Here is a 15,735-nt window from a genome sequence, read left to right as displayed (position 1 = left end):
GCCCCAGCACAGGAGAGTCATGACCCTGCTCACCCACCGCCCCTTCGGCATCGAGCACCCCTACGCCACCTCCGCCGACCAGCGCGTCCCGGTCCGGCCCGAGGTGGGCGAGGTGGTCCGCCTCGGCGTGATCGCCTCACCCGAGGTGCGGGCCGTCGTCTGCGAGTGGATGCCCGACGGCGCAACACCGGTCTCCCTGTCCCTCACCCCCGTGGTGGTGGACGCCGCGGACGCCGCCGCCCTCGCCGGTGGCGAGGGGCACCTCGCCGCCGCCCAGGCGGCGGCGCTCGCCGACGACGGTGCGTGGGCGGTGGTGAGCCCGCCCGTCACCGGAAGCGTCCGGTACCGGTTCCGGGCGGAGGCCGACGGCGGGGCTGACGCCGAGACCGAATGGTTCGAACTGCGTCCGGTCACCTGGGTGAGCGACGCCGGCGAGCTCACGTTCGACGGCGCCGGCCAGCCGGGCGGGACCGCCCACCCGAGCGGCACCGACCGGCTCGTGCCCGGGTCGGTCGAGTGGCTGCGCGACGAGGCCGGGGTGCACCGGGTGCGGTTCGCCCTCGCGCTCGCCCCGGACGAGCACGTGGTCGGGTTCGGGGAGCGGTTCGACGCCGTCGACCAGCGCGGCCGCACCCTGGACGCCGTCGTGTTCGAGCAGTACAAGGGTCAGGCCGCGGCCGGACGCACCTACCTGCCGATGCCGTTCGCGCACGTGGTCTCGCCGTCCACCTCGTGGGGCTTCCACCTGCGCACGTCGCGGCGGTCCTGGTTCGACGTGGGTGCATCCACGGCGGACCGGCTCGTGGTCGAGGTCGCGTTGGGTGGCAAGCCGCACGAGCACCTCGACGTGGGGGTCTACACCGGTGACCCGGCCGCCGTCGTCGCCGCGTTCACCGCCGAGGTGGGCCGCGCCGAGGAACTGCCCGAATGGGTGTTCCGGCTGTGGGCGTCCGGGAACGAGTGGAACACCCAGGACCTCGTCATGGACCGGATGGACACCCACGCCGAGCTCGACATCCCGGTGGGCGTCGTGGTGATCGAGGCGTGGAGCGACGAGCAGGGCATCATGCTGTTCCGCGACGCCGAGTACCCGTTGCACCCGGACGGCGCACCCCACACCGGCGCCGAGTTCAGCTACCCCGCCGGCGGCGCCTGGCCGGACCCGAAGGGCATGGTCGCCGAGCTCCACGAGCGGGGTATCAAGGTGATCCTGTGGCAGATCCCGCTGCTGAAGACGAGCCATGACCTCGGCCCGGACGTCCCCGCGGACGCCCAGGTGTACGCGGACGGGCGCGCCCTGATCGACGGCGGTCACGCCGTTCTCGAGGCGGACGGCACGCCCTACCACAACCGGGGATGGTGGTTCCCGCAGTCGCTCATGCCGGACCTGTCCACGCAGCGCACCCGCGAGGCGTGGACCGCGAAGCGCGACTACCTGCTCGCGGACCTCGACGTCGACGGCTTCAAGACCGACGGCGGCGAGCACGCCTGGGGCCACGACCTGCGCTACGGCGACGGCACCCGCGGCGACGAGGGGAACAACCGCTACCCGGTGCACTACGCCCGGGCGTTCGGGGACCTGCTGCGCCGGCACGGCAAGGCACCGGTCACGTTCTCCCGCGCCGGGTTCACCGGTTCCCAGGCGCACGGCGTCCACTGGGCCGGCGACGAGGACTCCACCTGGGCGGCGTTCCGGGCGTCGGTCACGGCCGGGATCACGGCCTCGGCCTGCGGGATCGTGTACTGGGGTTGGGACCTGGCCGGCTTCTCCGGTCCCCCGCCGGACAGCGAGCTGTACCTGCGGGCCGCCGCCGCCTCGGCGTTCATGCCGATCATGCAGTACCACTCGGAGTTCAACCACCATCGCCGGCCGCTGCGTGACCGCACCCCCTGGTACGTGGCCGAGGTGAACGACGACCCCGACGTGGTGGCGCAGTTCCGGGAGGTCGCACACCTGCGCGAGCGCCTCGTGCCCTACCTGACCGCCCAGGCCCGCGTCGCGATCGAGACCGGCCGGCCCCTCATGCGCGGGCTGTTCTTCGACCACGCCGACGACCCGGAGATCTGGCGGTGGCCGCTGCAGTTCGGGCTCGGCGACGACCTGCTGGTGCACCCCGTGACCGAACCCGGCGCCACCACCTGGCAGACCTACCTGCCTGCGGGCGACTGGGTCGACGCCTGGACGGGCGAAGCACACCACGGCAGGGCGACCATCACGCGCGAGGTTCCCCCCGCCGTCGTGCCGGTCTACGTGCGCGCGAGCGCGTGGCCCGGCCTCGCGCCCGTGTTCGACCGGGCGGCGCCGTGACCGGATCGAAGCCGTGGTGGCGATCGGCCGTGGTGTACCAGGTGTACCCGCGCTCGTTCGCGGACTCCGACGGCGACGGCATCGGCGACCTGCGCGGTCTCATCGGCCGCCTGGACCACCTCGAACGACTCGGCGTCGACGTGCTGTGGCTCTCGCCGGTCTACCCCTCCCCCCAGGACGACAACGGCTACGACATCTCGGACTACCGGGACGTGGATCCGGTGTTCGGCACCCTCGCCGACCTCGACGAGCTGATCGAGGCGGTCCACGCGCGCGGGATGCGGCTCATGCTCGACGTGGTGGTCAACCACACCTCCGACGAGCACCCCTGGTTCGCCGACTCGCGGTCCTCGCGCGAATCCCCGAAGCGGGACTGGTACTGGTGGCGGCCACCTCGCCCCGGGCACGTCGGCGGGGAGCCCGGCGCGGAACCGACGGACTGGCACGGCTTCTTCTCCGGGCCGGTGTGGGAGTGGGACGAGGCGTCCGGCGCGTACTACCTGCACCTGTTCTCCGCCAAGCAGCCGGACCTGAACTGGGAGAACCCGCAGGTGCGGGCCGCCGTCCAGGAGATGCTGCGCTGGTGGGTCGACCGCGGCGTGGACGGCTTCCGGCTCGACGTGATCAACCTGATCTCGAAGGCGGTGCGACCCGACGGGTCCCTGCCCGACGGCGCGGACTCCCCCGCCCTCGCGGGGACCGGGCTCGCGGACGGCTCCGCGTACTACACGAACGGCCCCCGCCTGGAGGAGTTCCTGCGCGAACTGCACCGTGAGGTGTTCGCAGGCCCGACCGCCCGCGGCGACGTGCTGGTCACGGTCGGGGAGATGCCCGGCGTGACGCTGCCGCTGGCGCGCTCGATCACGGACCCGGCCACACCCCAGCTGGACATGGTCTTCACGTTCGAGCACGTCTCCCTCGACCACGGACCCGGCGGCAAGTGGGATCCCCGCCCGCTGACGCTGCCCGCACTCAAGGCGAACCTGGCCGCCTGGCAGACCGGTCTCGGTGACGGGTGGAACGCGCTCTACTGGAACAACCACGACCAGCCGCGGATCGTGTCCCGGTGGGGTGACGACGCACCGGAGCACCGCGTCGCCTCCGCGAAGACCCTCGGCACCGTGCTGCACCTCATGCGCGGCACCCCGTTCGTCTACCAGGGTGAGGAACTCGGGCTCACGAACGTCTCGTGGCCGAGCATCGAGGATTACCGGGACGTCGAGACCCTGAACCACTACCGGGAGGCGGTCCGGGCCGGGGCCGACCCGGCCGACGTGCTCGCCGCGGTATCCGCGATGGGCCGGGACAACGCCCGCACGCCGATGCCGTGGGCGGACGCCCCGCACGGTGGCTTCACCGCCGGCACGCCCTGGCTCCCGGCCAATCCCACCTACCCGGAGGTAAACGCCGCAGCCGCGTGGGCCGACCCCGGCTCGGTGCTGCACCACTACCGGCGACTCATCGAACTGCGCCACACCTTGCCCGTGGTGGTCGACGGCGGCTTCGAGCTCCTGCTGCCGGAGCACGGGCAGCTGATGGCCTACCGCCGCACCCTCGGGGCGCAGGTGCTCACGGTCGTTGCGAACATGTCGAGCGCGCCGGCGTCACTCGCTCGCGCCGGCCTCGGGATCGCCGATGGGCAGGTGTTGCTGGCGACCCACCCGCCGATCCCCGGCGACTCCGGTGACCTGGTGCTGCGCCCATGGGAGTCGCGGGTCGTCCTGTCGGGCTGAGCCTGGACGCCGTGAGAAAGAACCTCCTGCCCGAAGAAGTGCCGCAGAACAGTCTGCGTCGGGGCGCAGGCACTTCGTCACGGACGGAGGTACTGACTCACGGTCGACCGGCGTCTCAGGGCAACGCGAGGAAGTCCCGCAGCCAGCCGTCCACCTCACGCATCGTCGCGGCGTCGACCGCCCCGACGTCGCCGACGAAGCGATCCCGGGTGACCGTGCGCGGCTGCTCTGTCATGACGAACGTCGGCGTCGACAAGCCGAGCCGCGGACCACGCAGAAGTACGTGATTCGGCCATCCCCGATCGGTCGTCGTCGCAGGCAGGACGATCGCGAGTGTGTCCGCCTGCTCGAGGTACAGGTCGCTGGCCACCACGAGCGCAGGTCGGCGGCCGGACTGCTCACGGCCGCGCACCGGATCAAGCTCCGCCCAGACGACGTCCCCGCGACGCAGTTCAGTCACCGGGTCGACCGTCGTCGAGCGTCACGTCCCAGGACCGGAACTCATCCCAGTAGGACGCGTCTGCCTCCTTAAACGCACGCCCGAACTCCTCCATGCGCTGACGCCGCTCGTGCGCATCGAGCAGTCGCTCGATCAGGCCCGCCGCAGTCAGTCCGCGCGCCTGCGCGTCGCGGTTGATCCGATCACGCAACTCCGCACTGACTTTGATCGTCGTGGCCATGGCGCGATTCTAGCTCGTTGGCTACCAACAGGTATACCCGCCGTGCGGCGTCCGGTGGTGAAGCACGAAGCACCTCCAGGTCCGTCAACGCGGCAATGCCGTCGACCTCGCTATACGACCGGCTGTATAGGCCTCAGGGACGCACGGGGTAGGCAACGAAGGCGACCCGCTTGCTGTCGGGTGCCCAGCTCGAGACATTCATCGTGCCCTGGCCGCCGAACAGCGACGCAAGATCCCGCACGGCGCCATCGCGCTCGATGATCCGGATGATGACGTCGTGGTCGGCCGGATGGCCGATCGTGCCTGTCGGGAAGCTGACGTAGACGACGCGCTCGCCGTCCGGGGACACGTGCGGGAACCAGTTGACCCGTCTGTCGCGGCTCAGTTGCTCGATGCCGGTCCCGTCGGGCGCCATCCGAAACAACTGAGCGTGCCCTGGGGTTGCGGAGGCCCGTTCGGAGTTGAAGTAGATCCACCGACCGTCCGGGCTGTACTCGGACCCGTCGTTGGGGAACGGGTCGTCGGTCAGCTGGATGTCCTTACCGCCAGTGGCCGGCATCGTGAACACGTTCGTGGTCACCGCGCCGCCCTCCTCGACGAGCATGCCGATGTAGGCGAGCCTCGATCCGTCCGGGGACACGCCGTGCAAGTAGTGGCGGAAGTTGCTGCCTCGGTCATTGGAGACCCGGCGCGGCTGACCGGTTCGGAACGGGATCGCATAGATGTGACCGTCGTCGGCCGAGACGTAGACGGTCTCGCCGTCGGGGCTGAGCACGTGGTCGTTGTTGATCGCCGGGACTCCGCCGAGCGGGACCTCCACGAGGTCGCCACCCTCGACCGGGATCCGGTACAGGAGACCGTCTCCGTTGACGAGCAGGTGCTTGCCATCGGGTGTCCAGTTCGGTGCCTCGAACAGCACCGTGGAGCTCTCGTGCACGAGCGTCTGGGCATCGGTGTCGACGTCGATGATGTACAGCTCGGCACGCTGCCCGGGCGCCAGACCTCGGGTGGAACTTGGCATCTGAGCGATCACTCCTGGTTCCTGTGGGGCGACGGCACCCGCCCGAAGCAGCCCCGCCGTCGTGCGTTGTGCTGGCGGGCCCGGCGAAGGCGGCCGCGCACGTAGAACGTACCGGAGGACAACCTCCCGCTCGTACCGGCCAACGGCACGAGCGGGAGACCGCAGGGTCGCGCTACGCGACGGCGGTCCCCTCGAGCTCGACCACCTGGCCCGGGATCGCCAACCGGGTGACGCCGAGCATGGTGGTGGTGGGTGCCACGCGGGCGGCGCCCAGCCGCGCCGCCAGGACGCCGTAGTGCGGGAACAGCGCGTCGACGTCGGTGGTGTAGACGTTGAGCCGGACCAGGTTCGCGAGGGTCATGCCGGCGTCGCCGAGCACGGCCTCGAGGTTGTCGAGGCTCAGCGCCAGCTGCGCCGCGACGTCACCCTCGTGCTGCGGCCGGCCGTCGGCACTCATCGCCGTCTGCCCCGAGATGTACAGGGTCCGGGTGTGCCCGGAGACCACCTCACCCTGGTTGAATCCCATCTCCAGGGACCACGTCACCGGGTTGACTGCCGTTCGTTCCATTGCCATATCTGCTCCATCCGTTGTTGGGGTGCGTACGTTCCGTCGGCCCAGCCACTGTCCTGGCTGATGCCGCAGGACGAGCCTGGCGACAAATCACGACATCCTCGGTCATGTATTCGGATACCGTTCACAGGTGCGCGCCGACCGGTTGGTCTCGCTGGTGCTGCTGCTGCGCCAGCGCGGGCAGTTGACGGCCCAGGCCCTCGCCCGCGAACTGGAGGTCTCCACACGCACCGTGCTGCGAGACATCGAGGCGCTGTCCGCGGCGGGTGTCCCGGTCTACGCCGAGCGCGGCCGGCACGGCGGGTTCGCACTGCTTCCCGGGTTCCGGACCGAGCTCACCGGACTCAACCACGACGAGGCGCTGGCATTGCTGACCGCTGGGACGGGTCACGCCGAGCAGGCCTTCGGCCTCGGCTCGGCGCTTGCCTCGGCCATGCGCAAGGTGGTTGACGCGCTGCCCGAGGGCCATCGGGTCACCGTGAGCGACGCGACCCAGCGGTTCCTCGTCGAGCCGGAGACGGACCTGCTCTCCCGGCGGCGGGTCACCGAGGACGTGCCCCATACCACGATGAGCGAGGTCCGAAAGGCCGTGCTCACCGGGCACAAACTCCGGATCCACTATGCGGCCACGGGCAAGGCACCGACGTGGCGCACGGTGGACCCACTCGGCCTGGTGACGGTGCGCGACCGGGCCTACCTGCTGGCCACGCGGTCGGGTGCGGACCGCACCTACCGGCTGTCCCGGATGCTGGCTGCCGAGGAGCTCCCCGAGCTGGCGCAGAGACCCGGCAATGTCGACCTCGACCGGATCTGGCGAGAGCGCTGCGCGCAGTTCCTGTCCGACGGGCACCTCACCGTGCTGGTGCGCGTGAGCCCGGCCCGCCGGGAAGACCTGCTGGCCACCGCAGTGGCCGTCCGCGCAGAGGAACCCGAGCCGGACGGCTGGCTCCGGCTCGAGGTCACCTACCAGGACCCATGGCACGCGGAGTGGGCACTGTGGCAGCTCGGCACGGAGGCGGAAGCCTTGGCCCCGGAGTCGTTGCGCGCGGCCCTACGCGACCGTGCCGCAGCCCTTGCCACGCGTTACGCCGACTCCTCCTGAGCGTTGGGCGGCCCGGGCGCTTCCGCGGAAGCGCCGTCGGCTCATTCCGGAACGGACTCGGGGCCGATCGCAGCCCGGGCAGTCGCGGCAACGGCGGCATCCGTGCCGCTGAGCCGGCCGCGGCGCGTCTTCCCGGCCAGCAGGTCGAGGACGTCGAGGGTGGGCGTGACAACGCGGACGAGGTTTTCATAGGGGCCTGCCACGGAACGCCAGCCGAGGCCGAGCAGCAGGTCCTGGATCTCGCCCTCCCAGTTCTCGGCCGGGGCGCCGGCCCCGACCACGGCGAGCGTCAGCCAGCCCGCATCGCGGTCGAACTCGCTCCTGCCCAGGGGCAGCTTGGAGACGATGTGCCGCCACAACGCCAATGGCTGGTCTCGGGACCGACGCGCGATCGCGGACGGCGCCAGCCGGCCACTCCGCACGCTCACCAGGCCAAGTGCCCGGGCACTGTCGCGCAGTAGAGCGATCGGCCACGTGAGGTCTTCGCGGTTCGCCTTGCCGATCCACCAATCGGTCACGCCGGTGCGCTCGGCGAGTTGCTGCACCACGGCAGGCGGCAGATAGCCGGCGCCGGTCAGCCGCACCCCGTCGCCGATCACGTCCAGGAGCACGGCGTACGGCTCGAGGATGCGCACCGCGTCCTCCTCGCTCACCTCGGTCATCCGGTGCGTGGCCGCCTCGGCCAGCATGTGGGTGAGCGACAGGTCGCCGCGGCGTTCCAGGATCTCGCGCAGCGCGGCGAGTTCCGGGGCGACCGGCACCGGCGGGGCGAGGGCCGCCGTCAGTGCGTCGTTGGCCTCGGCGAGGTCGAAGCGGTCGGGGTCCCAGCCGAGGGGCAACCAACCGCGGGCCTGCGCGGCGTCCTCGAACGGGTCCGGGACGGACGCCGGATCGCTCCCGGCCCGCACCCACTCGGCAAGTTCGGTGTAGCCGCCGATCCCGCCGCAGTCCTCCGGTGGGCAGGCCATCCGTCCAGCGGTGCAGCGCGGCTGGGCGGGCGGCTCGTCGAGGACCGCCTCCACCTCGAGCACGTGTTCCCAACTGTCACCGAAGTCGTACTCGTACCAGAGTCCGTCTCCTTTATTGGACAGCACCTGGTCGAGTCTGACGCTGCCTTCGAGCATGCCGTCGCCCTCTTCGACGTCGAACGGGGTGATGAAGTGCGGCGAGCCGTAGTCGCTGCCCGTGCGGAATCGGTGCAGGTGGCTGTCGGTCCAACCCATTGCCGCCTGGATCACGAGGTGTACCCGGTCCAGGGTGAGGTCGCCGGGCAGTTCGAGGCGCCGCCACACCGGTGGCTTGGCGTCCCTCAGGTCGAGCCGCACGCGAAAGCCCCGGACCCCGGTCGGCGCCTCGGGGAGCACCGGCGCCTGGGCGTGGAGCGCGTTCTCGAAGAGCCCGGTCGAACGCCCCAGCGCCGCATCCAGGAACGCCTGTCGCTGATCAGGGGTCATGTCGGCCGCGACCTGGGCGGCAAGCCGGTGCATTTCGTCGTCTGAGGTCGCCACGGTCACCAGTCAACCACCAACAGCGAGGGCGCATCCAGGCGGATGCACGCTTCAGCCGTGGCGGTGCGCGCCGCCTCGCCAGCCGAGGCACCGAGGCTCCGCGGCCGTCGGGGTTCAGCGAACCAGCGCCGTCGCCTCAAGCAACCGTACGAAGGCCGACCGGCGAGTCAGATGCGTCAGGAGGTGCGTGACGCTACGCGCCGTGAAGTCGCGCTCCGCCGCCTCGCTGCGCCCCGCCGTCGTCATCGCCGCCCGGTGGGCCTCGAGGGCGGCGTCCACCTGGCCGCCCACGTAGTTGCACATGCTCATCGCGAATCCACGGAACGCGGCCTCGTCGAGGTGCGGGACGCCGTCGGCCACGGAGGCGTAGCCCTCGACCAGTGCCCGCGCGCCGGCGAGGTTGACCGCGCCGCTCGGGTCGATCGTCCAGGTCGCGAGCACGTCGGCCAGCTCCCACGCGGGCGGCTGGCCACCGGCATGCTCCCAGCCGACGACGACGAGGCTCCCGTCGTGCTCGCGGCGGACCTTCGCCGGGCGAGTTGTGGGTGAGGACCGCCGTCGAGGCGTCGACCGGTGCCGATCCGAGGTCCGCGAGCCGCTCTCCAGTTCTCCGACGGCGGCGTCGAAGGCATCCGCCCACGGCACGCCGGCCGAACGAATCCGGACGGCGACCTGCGCCCATGGTTCGTCCGACAACCGGGCCGCGTGCCATGGACTGATGCGGTCGACCTCGAAGCGGAGGCCGTGGATCGTCGCCAGGATGGCGCCGACGCTGGCCGTGATCCGCGCCGCCACCGGCGCGGCGAGCGGCGGACCGGAGTGCCGCCACTGCGTCACCCGCCACGGCGCGCCGTCGATCTCCTCGACGACGGCGCCCGTCCGGCTCCGCACTGGGAGTGGGAGTTGCACACCGGCCGCCGCGGCGGCCTCCTGGAGCTCGACGTCGCGGGCCGCGTCGACGATCGGCCACCAGTTCTCGACCGAGCTCACCGACCAGCGGCATCGGTCGGTGTCGAGTACCCAGCGGTGCCCGAGGTCGTCCGAGCGTTGCACCGAACGCATCTGCCCGGTCACGGTGCCGAGGGCATAGCGCTCGGCGATCGCCGCTGCCAGGGCGGACGGTGCGACGTCCCCGCCGCCGCGGCGGCCCTCGACCTCCGCCTTGAGGTCCGGCCACGCGCGGAACCCGTACTGCCAGGCGAGCGCGGCCTGGGCGTCGGCGAGCGACGCTGTCGGCTCACCATCGCGCAGACCGGCCAGCAGGTCCTTGGCCTGCCGGCGCAGGTGGTCGAGGTTCGGGGAGTCAGGAAGGATCTTCATGTCGGAAACACCTCGCTCGTCGCCCGGACTCGCACGGGCTGAGCATCGGTAGGTGTCCGAAACAGTTCACCTACAGCATCGGGGTGGCTTCGAGCCTTCCGGCGAGTCTCGGCGCGATCCCGCTCGCGCTGCACACGAGGCTAGACCCGCACCGGTAGGTCGTCAACGCAAACGGCGGCGGCCGCTTCCGCGGAAGCGCCTGCGGGCGGCTCGCGCACGAAGCACCCCCGCCGTCGGGCTGTCAGGGCGCGCCCCACCGGGCAGCGGGTCCTGCACCGCAAGCCGGCCGGTCTGCATGATCGCGACCTACTGCGGGCTGCGCGGCCCGGACCAGTCAAGCACGCCGTCGACGAGCGCGTCCGCGTACTGCTGGCGGCCGGCCTCGCTGCTCATCAGCTCGGACTCGGCCGGGTTGCGCATCTCCCCCAGCTCCAGCATCACGGTGGGCCGGCGGGAGAAGTTCAAGGTGGCCAGGTCGGCGCGCTGGGACAGCGCCTCCTCGTAGATCGTGCTCGGCGTGAAGCCACCGTCGGTGAGCGCGGCGATCATCGTCTCGGCTAGCTCGAGGCTCGGCAGCCCCTGGGACTCCGACAGCGGCGGGTCCGCGATGATCGCGAAGAACCCTGCGATGGCGGGGTCCGTGGAGCCGTTCGCGTGGATCGAGAGCATCACGTCCACGTCGCTGTCCTCGGCGAACGTGCCGCGCACGTCCACGCACGGACCGACGCCTTCGTTGTCCTCGCGGGTCATCACCACGGTGGCGCCGAGGGCCTCGAGGGCTTCCCGCGTGCGCAGCGAGACGTCCAGCGTGAACTCATGCTCCGGGTAGCCGCTGAGCGCCGTGGTGCCGGTGGTGTTGCACTGCTTCCAGCCGCCACGGCCGTCCGCGACCTGCTGGTTGATGGCGCTCACGTTGGTGGCGTTGCCGCCGTTGTGGCCGGGGTCGAGGCCGATCGTCCAACCGACCAGGGGCCGGCTGGTGGTGTGCGCCTTGACCTTGGCGGGGACGTCGTCCTCATCGTCGCGAGGGACGGCGGAGGTCTGGGTCGCGCCTGCGGCCGCGGGGCCGACGGCGGGGGTCACCAGGGCGAGGGCCGTCACCAGGGCGGCGCCGACCAGGGTCCCCCGTCGTCGGGGTGATCGCTTGGCCATCTCGCCTCTTCCGCTGTGGTGTTGCCGGCCCGCTCGCGCATGGCTGACTTCGCGGACCGGGCTGCCCGACCGGTCCTTCTCGTTCGTCGGTGTTCTGCTGTGGTGCTTACTCAGTCCTCGTCGCTGCGGGTGCCGGGATCGTCGCTCTCGTTCCAGGCCCGGTCCTCGTCCTCCCACTTCGCGTTCCGGTTCCGCGCCGTCTCCAGCGCTTTCGCGGCTTCCTCGCGGGTGGCGTAGGGACCCATCCGGGACGTCCAGTCGCTGACGAGACCTTCCTCGACCGCTCCGGTTTCGAGATTGTAGTAGAACGACTTCGGCTGCGGGGAGGTCTCAGACATTGTCGGTTCCTTTCGCTGACTCCTCGATTGTGGCACGTCGCACCTGGCCGCGGTGCCGGCCTCTAGACTCTTCCCGATGCCGTCGCTCCGCTCGCGGGGCCAGGCGCCGACACACCTCGAAGCGGAGATCCCGACAGCCATGGCCAAGAACGTGAGTGATCTGACCCTCGCCGACGTGCACGAGAGCGACGTCGGGTTCGGCATCGACATCGGTGGCTCCGGTATCAAGGCGGCGCCGGTGCACCTGCGTACCGGCGAACTCCTGGGCAAGCGGTTCCGGCTGGACACCCCGGAGGAGTCCAGCCCGGAGGCGGTCGGTGAGGTGCTCGGCAAGGTGGTCGCGCACTTCGGGGACCTGCCGGACTCGACCCCGGTGGGGCTGACGTTCCCGGGCGTGATCCTCAACGACGTGACCATGACGTCGGCGAACATGGACAAGCGCTGGATCGGCACCGACGTCGGCGAGGTGGCCCGCCGGTTCACCGGGCACGACGCGCACGTGGTCAACGACGCCGACGCCGCCGGCTACGCGGAGGCCCGCTACGGTGCCGGCCTCGGCCAGGACGGCACGGTGCTCGTGATGACGCTCGGCACCGGCATCGGCAGCGCCCTCATCCACGACGGCGTGCTGGTGCCGAACCTCGAGCTCGGCCACCTCGAGCTGGACGGGTACGACGCCGAGACCCGCGCCGCCTCCTCCGTGAAGGAGAAGGAGGGCCTCAGCTACGCCAAGTGGGCCGAGCGCCTGCAGCGCTACTTCGCGCATGTGGAGTTCCTGTTCTCCCCCGACCTGTTCATCGTCGGCGGCGGGGTCTCCAAGGACCACGAGAAGTTCCTGCCGCTGCTGGAACTGCGGGCGCCGATCGTGCCCGCGAAGCTGCGCAACACCGCCGGCATCGTCGGCGCCGCGGCCCTGGCGGCACGCGGCCGCTGACGCGTTCGGGGCATCCGTTCCATCCCAGCTCCGCCCGCCGCACCGTTCCGGCGGACCGCGTGGCGGAGCGCCCGAGGGTTAGCGCTGCCTTAGCGGCACTGTTCCTGCGTGTGGTCACGCTGGGTTTACAGTGGTTGTTGGTGTGCCGGGAAGCCTGGTCGGCGAATGTGTTTGTGCACGGTTCGTTGATCGGGTTGAAGGGACACTTGTGGGTCGACTTATGCATGCCAGGGTGCGGTTGCGCACCTGGATCACGGGGGAAGCAGCCAGCGGAGCCATCTTGCTGGCCGCGGCGATGGTTGCGCTGGCCTGGGCGAACTCACCATGGCGTGAGGGGTACGCGGACCTTGTCGCGATGCGGGTCGGCCCCAGCGCGCTGCACCTGGACCTCTCGTTGGGGACCTGGGCCGCGGACGGCCTGCTCGCCGTGTTCTTCTTCGTCGTCGGGGTCGAGCTCAAGCACGAGTTCCGCGCGGGGGGACTGTCGAATCCGCGGGAGGCCGCGGTCCCGATGCTCGCGGCGATCGGTGGGATGGCCGTACCGGCGGTGCTCTACGTACTCGTGGTGTCGCTCATGGGAGAGCCTGCTGCGCTGACAGGGTGGGCGATCCCGACGGCTACGGACATCGCGTTCGCGCTCGCCGTGCTGGCGGTCTTCGGGCGAGGGCTTCCGCTGGCATTGCGGACGTTCCTGCTGACGTTGGCCGTGGTGGATGACCTGCTGGCGATCGTCGTGATCGCCGTGTTCTACACCGATACCGTGCGTCTCGCCCCGCTCGTGGCCGTCGCGGCATGTCTGGTCGTGTTCCGCCTGTTGGTGACCTCGCGATTCGCGCGATGGTGGTTCCTGCTTCCGGTCGCCCTGGTGGCCTGGTGGTTCATGCATGAGTCGGGCGTGCACGCGACGGTTGCCGGTGTGCTCTTGGGCTTCTGCGTCCCGGCCACAGCGATCCACGGCGAGAAACTCCCTCGGACGGTCGCCTACGAGCATCGGGTCCGTCCGATCTCCGCCGGTCTCGCGTTGCCGGTGTTCGCGTTCTTCTCCGCCGGAGTCACGGTGGTCGGTGCGGACGTCGGGGGCATCCTGAGTTCACCGATCGTGATCGGCATCCTCGTCGGTCTCGTGGCCGGCAAGGTCATCGGAGTCCTGGGCGTCACGGCGCTCATCACCCGGTTCACCCGGTTCCGACTCCCCCAAGGGATCGGCGTGCGGGACCTGGTGGGCGTCGGGTTACTGACGGGAATCGGGTTCACCGTCGCACTGCTCGTGGCCGAGCTGTCGTTCCCCGGCGGAGAGGATCTCGCTGCGGCCAAGGTCGCGATCCTGCTGGCATCCCTCGTCGCGGCGGCACTTGCTGCGGTCTCACTGCGCTGGGACGTACGTCGGGCGAGAAGCAACGACATGAACCGCGACGGCATCGCCGACGACATCAACACCTTCATCGGCGCGGACGAGAAGGGCGAACGGCCGTGAAGTACATCTACAAGTCGACCGAGGCCGAACAGCGGGTGCAGGCCTGGTGCGAGCGGCGCCTCGAGAGCTGGACCCACCCGCACCAGCGTGAGACACGCGAGACGAAGGCGGGCCGGACGCACCTGTTGAGTGCGGGCGCCGGCACCGACGGGCCGACGGTCGTGTTCCTGCCCGGGACGAACTTCTGTGCGGCCTCGATGCTTGCCGAGATCGAGGCCCTCGCGCGGACCTTCAAGGTCATTGTCCCCGACATCCCGGGGCAACCCGGGCTGAGCCGCCCGTTCCGGATCGACAGCGCACCCCTGTTCTTCCTGGGCGCGTGGCTGAGCGAACTGCTCGGCGATCTCGCCACGCCGGTGGTCGTGGTGGGGCACTCCCTCGGCGGCGGGATCGCCCTGGCAGCAGACTCCCCACACATCGCCGGCCGGGTCCTGATCTCACCCGCGGGGGTGGTCCGGCTTCGGCTCCCGATGGCTCTGACCTGGGCGAGCCTGCGCTGGATGCTCGGCCCCAACGCAGGGACCAGCCGGACCGTCCTGGAGCACATGAGTGCGCCCGGTGCACGCGTCGATGAGTTGCTCATCTCCTGGATGACCTTGGTCAGCGCGACCAACCACACCTCGCTCGCGCCGCGCGCGCTGCCCCGGGACGTGCTGGATCGAGCCGCCAGGGCACCCATGCGGATCGCCACCGGCCAGCACGACCCATTTCTCCCACCGGAACATCTCTCGAGGCCCGACACCGCTCTGCCCCCGGCCGTGGCCGTGCCGGACGCCGGGCATCTCCTCACCGCGGACACGACCCGACTCATCGCCGCATGGGTAGGTGGCCTCCGGTCCTAGGTGCGGGCCCGTCCGCGCAGGTGCAGCCCGACCAGGAACCACGCGAGCCCGGCCTGCCCCTCGGTGGCGATCCAGGTGATAACGGTTGCGGCCGTGCCGCCCACGGCCAGGCCGAGACCGACCCCGGCGAGCAGCAGCGGCAGGCCGCAGACCAGCGGCACCGCGACCGGGCGCGGCACCGCGCCGGTCCGCAGGCAGGCGAGGCCGAGCACGGTCGCGCCCACGTACATCAAGTGCGCCAGCGACCAGGCCGGGATGCCGACCAGGGCCACGGCCGCGGCGGCCTGGCCGGGCAGCAGCGGGCCGACCAGGTTCACCAGGTACCCGAGGACCGTGGCCAGCAGGCCGAAGCGCACCAGGCCGATGCCCCAGGCACCGAGCCGGCCCAAGGCTGCCCGGTAGCGGCGGTGGAACACGCCGAACCCGACCAGGACGCACGCGACGGCGATCAGGCCGGCCACGTTCGAGACCGTGTAGGCGGCGGTGCCGGACGGCTCACCGGCGAAGTACCCGGCGGCGGCGAACACGACCGCGCCGGCCATCATCGCCGGGCCGGCGAGCCTGGCCTGCCGCGCGTCCGGGCCGGCCACGTCTGCGGCCGTGTCGAGGATGGGCGGGGTCTGCATCGTCACCGGTCTCCTGCCGATCAGGGCAAATGGCCCGCCGAGTGACGAAGCCTGCACCCATGGTGCCGCGGCCACGGCGACGGCTCCTCCCCCGGGCGGGCCGACGCTCTCCCCCGGACGAGGGAG

15 protein-coding genes are annotated in these 15,735 nt (G+C 71.0%); 6 read left to right on the top strand and 9 right to left on the bottom strand.

Translation table 11 applies throughout. The features are described 5' to 3' along the window. Nucleotides 1-19 precede the first annotated feature (19 nt). Entirely contained in the window at nt 20-2,308 is a 2,289-nt protein-coding gene (locus tag KCQ71_RS04410) for a glycoside hydrolase family 31 protein (RefSeq protein ID WP_223403217.1), read from the top strand. Continuing rightward, complete coding sequence (locus KCQ71_RS04405; RefSeq protein ID WP_223403216.1) at nt 2,305-4,041, top strand: alpha-glucosidase; 1,737 nt, start codon at nt 2,305-2,307, stop codon at nt 4,039-4,041. The genes KCQ71_RS04410 and KCQ71_RS04405 overlap by 4 nt, the downstream gene beginning before the upstream one ends. A 115-nt stretch (nt 4,042-4,156) precedes the next feature. Here the strand turns inward: KCQ71_RS04405 and KCQ71_RS04400 are convergent, their stop codons facing one another. From KCQ71_RS04400 to KCQ71_RS04385, 4 genes are all read right to left on the bottom strand, one after another. After that, nucleotides 4,157-4,501: a type II toxin-antitoxin system PemK/MazF family toxin gene (locus tag KCQ71_RS04400; protein ID WP_223403214.1), complete on the bottom strand. Its 345-nt coding sequence runs from the start codon at nt 4,499-4,501 to the stop codon at nt 4,157-4,159. Next, nucleotides 4,494-4,721, bottom strand: coding sequence for a ribbon-helix-helix protein (locus tag KCQ71_RS04395; protein ID WP_223403212.1), 228 nt, complete (start codon nt 4,719-4,721; stop codon nt 4,494-4,496). The genes KCQ71_RS04400 and KCQ71_RS04395 overlap by 8 nt, the downstream gene beginning before the upstream one ends. A 133-nt stretch (nt 4,722-4,854) precedes the next feature. Beyond that, entirely contained in the window at nt 4,855-5,742 is an 888-nt protein-coding gene (locus tag KCQ71_RS04390; RefSeq protein ID WP_223403210.1) for a TolB family protein, read from the bottom strand. 172 nt (nt 5,743-5,914) lie between these two features. Beyond that, nucleotides 5,915-6,310 carry a RidA family protein gene (locus tag KCQ71_RS04385; RefSeq protein ID WP_223403208.1) on the bottom strand — a complete coding sequence of 132 codons (396 nt, stop codon included), beginning with the start codon at nt 6,308-6,310 and terminating at the stop codon, nt 5,915-5,917. 133 nt (nt 6,311-6,443) lie between these two features. Here KCQ71_RS04385 and KCQ71_RS04380 point away from each other — a divergent pair, with 133 nt between their 5' ends. Beyond that, entirely contained in the window at nt 6,444-7,415 is a 972-nt protein-coding gene (locus KCQ71_RS04380; RefSeq protein WP_223403206.1) for a helix-turn-helix transcriptional regulator, read from the top strand. Between the two features lie 41 nt (nt 7,416-7,456). On the opposite strand, the gene KCQ71_RS04375 is transcribed toward KCQ71_RS04380, so the two are convergent. The 4 genes from KCQ71_RS04375 to KCQ71_RS04360 all read right to left on the bottom strand — a co-directional run bounded on the left by KCQ71_RS04375 (nt 7,457) and on the right by KCQ71_RS04360 (nt 11,733). Continuing rightward, entirely contained in the window at nt 7,457-8,923 is a 1,467-nt protein-coding gene (locus tag KCQ71_RS04375) for a plasmid pRiA4b ORF-3 family protein (protein ID WP_223403204.1), read from the bottom strand. Between the two features lie 114 nt (nt 8,924-9,037). Beyond that, a complete protein-coding gene (locus tag KCQ71_RS04370; RefSeq protein WP_223403202.1) occupies nt 9,038-10,243 on the bottom strand; it encodes a glyoxalase superfamily protein in 1,206 nt (401 codons plus the stop codon). Nucleotides 10,244-10,549: 306 nt separating this feature from the next. Continuing rightward, complete coding sequence (locus KCQ71_RS04365; protein ID WP_223403200.1) at nt 10,550-11,395, bottom strand: N-acetylmuramoyl-L-alanine amidase; 846 nt, start codon at nt 11,393-11,395, stop codon at nt 10,550-10,552. 110 nt (nt 11,396-11,505) lie between these two features. Beyond that, entirely contained in the window at nt 11,506-11,733 is a 228-nt protein-coding gene (locus tag KCQ71_RS04360) for an SPOR domain-containing protein (protein ID WP_223403198.1), read from the bottom strand. Between the two features lie 139 nt (nt 11,734-11,872). On the opposite strand from KCQ71_RS04360, the gene ppgK reads away from it, so the two are divergent. From ppgK to KCQ71_RS04345, 3 genes are all read left to right on the top strand, one after another. After that, nucleotides 11,873-12,667, top strand: a complete 795-nt coding sequence (gene ppgK, locus KCQ71_RS04355) for a polyphosphate--glucose phosphotransferase (protein WP_223403299.1) — start codon at nt 11,873-11,875, stop codon at nt 12,665-12,667. A 232-nt stretch (nt 12,668-12,899) separates the two neighbouring features. Further along, on the top strand, nt 12,900-14,141 hold the full coding sequence (gene nhaA, locus KCQ71_RS04350; protein WP_223403196.1) for a Na+/H+ antiporter NhaA: 1,242 nt from the start codon (nt 12,900-12,902) through the stop codon (nt 14,139-14,141). Beyond that, the gene (locus tag KCQ71_RS04345) at nt 14,138-14,983 is read left to right on the top strand and encodes an alpha/beta fold hydrolase (protein WP_223403194.1); all 846 of its coding nucleotides are present in this window, start codon (nt 14,138-14,140) and stop codon (nt 14,981-14,983) included. Before nhaA ends, KCQ71_RS04345 begins: the two co-directional genes overlap by 4 nt. Here the strand turns inward: KCQ71_RS04345 and KCQ71_RS04340 are convergent. Further along, complete coding sequence (locus KCQ71_RS04340) at nt 14,980-15,609, bottom strand: hypothetical protein (RefSeq protein ID WP_223403192.1); 630 nt, start codon at nt 15,607-15,609, stop codon at nt 14,980-14,982. The genes KCQ71_RS04345 and KCQ71_RS04340 overlap by 4 nt on opposite strands. Nucleotides 15,610-15,735: the final 126 nt, after the last annotated feature.

It is taken from the genome of Occultella gossypii (assembly GCF_019947135.1).
Lineage (GTDB): Bacteria > Actinomycetota > Actinomycetes > Actinomycetales > Beutenbergiaceae > Occultella > Occultella gossypii.
The sequence above is the reverse complement of the archived record's forward strand: the minus strand, read 5'-3'. Positions and strand labels throughout refer to the sequence as shown.